Source organism: Nostoc sp. CALU 546, from assembly GCF_048836525.1.
The window spans coordinates 1-5,570 of sequence record NZ_JAWJTF010000191.1; the positions used below are offsets into that span (position 1 = coordinate 1).

2 protein-coding genes are annotated in these 5,570 nt (G+C 41.1%); both read right to left on the bottom strand.

Annotated features, from left to right (window positions below):
* A partial coding sequence (locus RRG12_RS41185) for an AAA-like domain-containing protein (protein ID WP_420763163.1) occupies window positions 1-3,421 on the bottom strand: 3,421 nt, incomplete at its 3' end.
* Window positions 3,422-3,455: 34 nt separating this feature from the next.
* Window positions 3,456-5,030: an AAA-like domain-containing protein gene (locus RRG12_RS41190; protein ID WP_420757995.1), complete on the bottom strand. Its 1,575-nt coding sequence runs from the start codon at window positions 5,028-5,030 to the stop codon at window positions 3,456-3,458.
* Window positions 5,031-5,570: the final 540 nt, after the last annotated feature.

Consider the following 5,570-nt stretch of genomic DNA (forward strand, 5'->3'; position numbering starts at 1 on the left):
GAAACGTATCTCGACCGCCGATCGCTAACCACTGGTTATCATGGCTAAATGCTCCAGCATTGAGGCGATCGCGGTTTTTAGGTAGGGACTCACTCAGGGTTTGGATGAAAGTACCATCCCGCTTCCAGAGTTTAGCAGTGCCGTCCCAACTGATGGAAGCTATTTCTAGCCCATCGGGACTAAACACTACATCCCGCACTGTTGCGTTATGGGCTGAAATCGTTTTTAAGGGTTTTCCCTGCATCGTCCATAAAGTCAATGAACCATCGTCGCTACCTGCGGCGATCGCCTTCCCGTCTGGGCTGATATCCACCGACCAAACCTGTCCCGGTGGCGGGGTTAAGGTGTTGAGCAGTTGTCCGGCTCGACTCCACAGCTTAATGGTACCATCAGCACTAGAGGAAACGATTGTTTGCCCATCAGGGCTAATGGGCGTGTGCCAAACAGAGGCACGATGACCCCGCAATACCGTGAGAATATCGCTTTGCAGCTGCCACAACCGCACCAAGTTATCTTCACCAGCGGAAATCAAACGACGGCCATCGGCACTGAAAGCTACTTCCCATGTACCGTTAATATGGGCATACAGGGTTTGATTGACAGTTCGATCGCTGTTCCAAAACTTAATTGTGTTATCCCAACCAGCTGAAGCGAGGGTTTGTCCATCGGGGCTAAAGGCGAGAGTCACCACACTGCTGTCGTGTTCTGTGGCAGTTTCCAATAAAGTGCCAGTGACAGTCCACCAGATAACATTACCAATCCAGTCTCCAGCTACCAGAGTTTGTCCGTCAGGGCTAAAGGTGACGCTCATCAGACGGTTTTTGCCTTTTTTGGATGCGATGGGATTATTCAGTGTCCGAATTTTCTTACCCTCCAGATTCCAGAGGATGAGAGTATTATCATCACTGACCGAGGCTAGGATGTTAGCATCAACAGGACTAAACGCCACCTTTGAAACTGCATCGCTGTGTCCCTTAAAAGTGCGAATCAAGCTGCCGTCGATGCGCCAAAGTTTTACTGTCCTGTCGTTACTAGCCGAGGCAATCCATTGTCCGTTAGGGCTAACGGCGAGCGATCGCACCCAATCTTGATGTCCGTTGAGTGTTTTAACCAGTGTGCCGTCCAGCTTCCACAGTCGCACCGTGCCATCTTGCCCAGTCGAAATTACTCTATCGCCTTTGGGAGTAAAGGTGACATCAAAGACTTCTCCTTTGTGACCGCTAAGTACTTTTACCAATGTGCCATCGCTTTTCCACAGAGTAATCTTACCCTGTTGGTGAGCAGCAGCGATTGTCTGTCCGTCGGCAGTGATGGCAATACCCCGCACTTTTCCCTGTTCACCGTTTAGGCGGTTGCGTTCAATGACTTGAAAGGTGGCACGGCGCAATTCTCGATCTACCTTGGTAACTAACTCAGCAGGCACTCCCGACAATTTGCTCAATCGAGTCTGCGCTTTGATGGCACTGACTAAAGCATCTAATCGATTCCCAGAGGCAAACTGAGCTTCCGAGACGTTAGCGATCGCTTCAATTTCTCGGAGAGTGGCTTGATGTCTTTGAGCAAAGGCATACATTCCTAAAGAACTGGCGACGACGAAAGCAATACTAACAGTCCCCAGTAACCACTTTTGCAAGCGACTGGCACGTTTTTCTTGTTGTAGTCGCTTTTCAACTTCTTGCAGTCGCCGGAATTCTTCTTGTCGTTTCAAATCATCTAAGTCGGTGCTGGTGCCAAACCATTTCACCACCTGTCCGCTTCCATCCTTGATGGGAATTGCCTGATTGAGAAACCAGCGATAGTTTCCCGCCACATCTTGTATTCTCAGTTGCACTTCATAGGGTGAGTTGGTTTCTACAGAATGTTTGCAGGCGGCAAGGTTATTAAGGCGATCTTCAGGATGAACCACATCCAGGCTTTTCCAATTTGTCACCTCCGAATGCGATCGCCCCAAAAAGGTACTTAAGTGCTGGTTGGTATAAGATAGCCTACCATCTGGCTCTACAATCCATACCATTTGGGGCATTGCTTCTGCTAGTTGCCGAAAGAACCTTTCGCTTTCTTGCTGCGCCGCAAATTGCCGCCGGATTTCTTGCTGTTCTGCATCCTGACTGGCAGCAAGAAACTGGTAATCTAAATCGCTGAGGCTTTTGTTTTGCGCCCACTTTTGGGCATCAATCAGGGCTTGTCCCCGTAAAAGTCGAGATGTATCCTGTTTTTGAGAAGCAATCCAAGCTGATAGTGTTTCCGAGTAAGGACGTAATTGATTTAATTGTTCCTCTACCCATTCCCAATTGAAAACTTCTTGATATATGCGATTGCGGATTTGCAGATATCCTTGAGATTTGACTACCAAACCAGAAAGCAGCAGTTCTATGTGTTCTCTACTGTCGTCGGCTGCTACAGGCATAGCTTGTAAAAGTTGCTGATAGATACCCAGTAATCTACTAACGCGCTGGCTATTGTAAAGTAAGCGATTGCGAATTGTGCGTAAATGCTCTGGTTCGTCCTGAGATTCCCAATTTTTAATGATTTGCGATCGCACTAAACACTCTATCCAATCTGCTTCCTTACCTGGTGTAATCTCCAAAGGTGGGCTAGTTTTGACGTTGCTACTTTCTAGATTCATCCCTTGGCTGTAATGCTGTTGCTTGGTTATTACCACCAACTGACATAATTTTTGCGTTAGAAATGGCTGTCCATTAGTCCAAGCAATAATTTCTTTAAATACCCTTTGGGGATTGTTCACAACTTGCTCTAATCCCACTACCAGAGGTTGAGCTTCTGCTAATGTAAACCCTTCTAAATTAATAGCAACACCGATATTAAAAGGTGTTTTGAGTTTATCTTGAATTAAATCAGAGGGAGTTGCAACGCCAAATAAAGCAAAACCCAGTCGTTCGTATTCAGGATTATGGACTCTTTGTTGATAGCAAGCCCGAATCCAGGCATAGAAATCATCTATGCCAAAGCTTAATTGCAGCAAGCTATCAATTTCATCAATGAAAATAAAAATGCGATTGTTACTCAGATTGACTAGCAAAATATCTTCGATAAAATTGCCCAAGCGTTGTATGAGTGAAAACTCAGTTTGTTCTTGCCACCAAGCTGCAAAATCGATTTTTTTAGCTAATCCAAAACTATGCAGCAAGCGGACAATTATCCCTTTATAAAATTGTGTCGGGGTGAGTTCTTGGCTGCGTATCTGCGTAATATCAATGTAAGCACAACTAAAGCCTTCATTTTGTAATCGTTGCTTGGTATGTACCAGCAGTGAAGATTTGCCTATTTGACGACAGTTGAATACATAGCAAAATTCCCCTGCTTTCAGGGCTGTATAAAGCTCAATATCTGCTTGTCTATTAACATAGTTAGCAGCATTAGCATTTAGACAGCCACCAACTTTATAAATGCTTTTGTTCATAATAGCAAATCATCATTTGCTTAACTTTGTTGAATTACGACATCAGATATTTTTTCAAGAAGCCTTGATATAATTGGCAACTAATTACCCATTTTTGTTGCTGCAACTGAATTAACCCCATATTTTCTAATTGGTAGGCAGTTAATATATCTAAATCGATATTTTTATCTTTTGTTAAAAAGATTTTCATAGTATCTAATAATTGGGTATTTTTTTGTAATTTATTTAATAAATTTTGTAAATGCTGACGATAAATTCCTACTTCTGTGATTGCTGTTTGCAAAATTTCTTCTAAGGTTAATTTATGATAGAGCAGGTGATAAAGAGTAATATTTAGCAATGCGGGATGTCCCCCGATTAATTCCATTAATTGCTGCACTTGCTTGTTTTGTTGCCAATCAATTCCATAGCGGTTTGCTAACTCAATTACTTGCTCAGAAGTAAATTCTGATAATTTCAATGGTAGCCCAATGTTAAAAGGAGATTGATTAATTTCAATAGAAAGACAAACATCTGTTGAATAAACAATCACCAAACGCAGCTTTGTCCATACTTCATCCTGTTGCGCTTCTTCTTGCCACGAACGTAACAGAGGTAGAAATTCATTGGCTAGATCGGGATATTCAAAAATATGCTGAACTTCGTCTAATACTAATAGTAAAGGTTTTTCTAAAGGTGCAAGCAAACATTCTTTTAGATAAAGAGTGCAGCTGAGTTTACTACCTATTTCTTCGTCCCAATGTTTATCGACATTAAATTCCCTGCCTAGTTGACGAGCAATACTAGCAGCTAACCATTGCATGAATAATTGAGGTTTTCGCAAAACATCAATATCAACTTGAGCGATATTGATTTTTGCAGTTTCATACCCTAACATTCTGGTATGAGCTACAATCCGCAACATCAGAGAAGTTTTACCCATGCCTCGACAACCTTGAATGCGAATGACGCATCCCGGTTGAGTAATTTCTTGATATGCTAGTTCTTCTAATGGAGGACGAGGAATATAGAATTTAGAATCTAAAGATAAAGGAGCACAGGGATATTTTATATATTCACTAATCTTTGTTCCATCGTTGTAATCGCTTTGTTTATTGAGTGTCATTTCACTCTTAATTTTCTCTTCGTCGAGAAAGACGGAAACAATTTGAGATGGTGCAGTATTTGGTGTGATTGTTTGTTGTTCCCCCGACAATTCACTTTCTGGTAATAAATCTGCATTAGCTGAATTTGCAGATAAATCTCGATCTATCAGTTGTCTATCTTCTGACGAATATTCCCGCAGAAAATCCATATCATTGGCATCATATAGGGTGTAATCATCTTCATGCAACACTAAATCAAAAGCACTAAAGCAGATTCGCATGGTACGCGGATCTATCCTCGAATTCAAAGACCATAAACGGCTTAAACTAGAGGTAGAAATTCCAATGCGATCGCTTAATTCTACTTGGGTAAAACGTTTACTTCCTCTTTTTTGTCTCTCTTCTTCTAAAATTGCAGTTTGCAATCTCTTCAACCCAACAACAGTCAGAACTGCTCCTCTTTTTCGCAGTGATTTATTTTTGTCTGCTTTCATCTCTAAATGAGATTTTTTAGTTGTTTTCATATTAATTTTTATTAAAAGGGTTCTTTCAGACTTAAATGACGTATGTGATGTTTTAATTGCTGTAATCTAGATATCAACAGATATATACTACACCTTAACTGATGTAAGTGAGGTTTTTGAACTGCACAAACCTCAATTGATTTTTTAGTCGTGGCAAAATAAAACAGTATTAAAAAATCTTTAGAGGTATACGTAAGCAAGTAGTTAATACACGTATATAAAAATACAAATATTGTTAGTAAATGAAGTACACCTTTGCTCAATCCTTCCATTGTCAAAGCTACAGACTATACACGAGTGTTTTCAGCTAATTTGCGGGCAAGTTAGGTTAACTGATTTATCTGCGCTTGAAGTAAATAAGAAAATATGAAAGATTTAAAGGCAGTGCCAATTATTTCTTGCAATATGCTGTTCAATTAAGAGTTCGATTTGTCGAGGTTAAATAGAACGACTTGAAAAAAACAAACTATGTGAAGTAATGTAAAAACTTTGGTATTTAGTTCGTAGTAAGGACTTCAGTCTTCACGACAGAACGTCTTT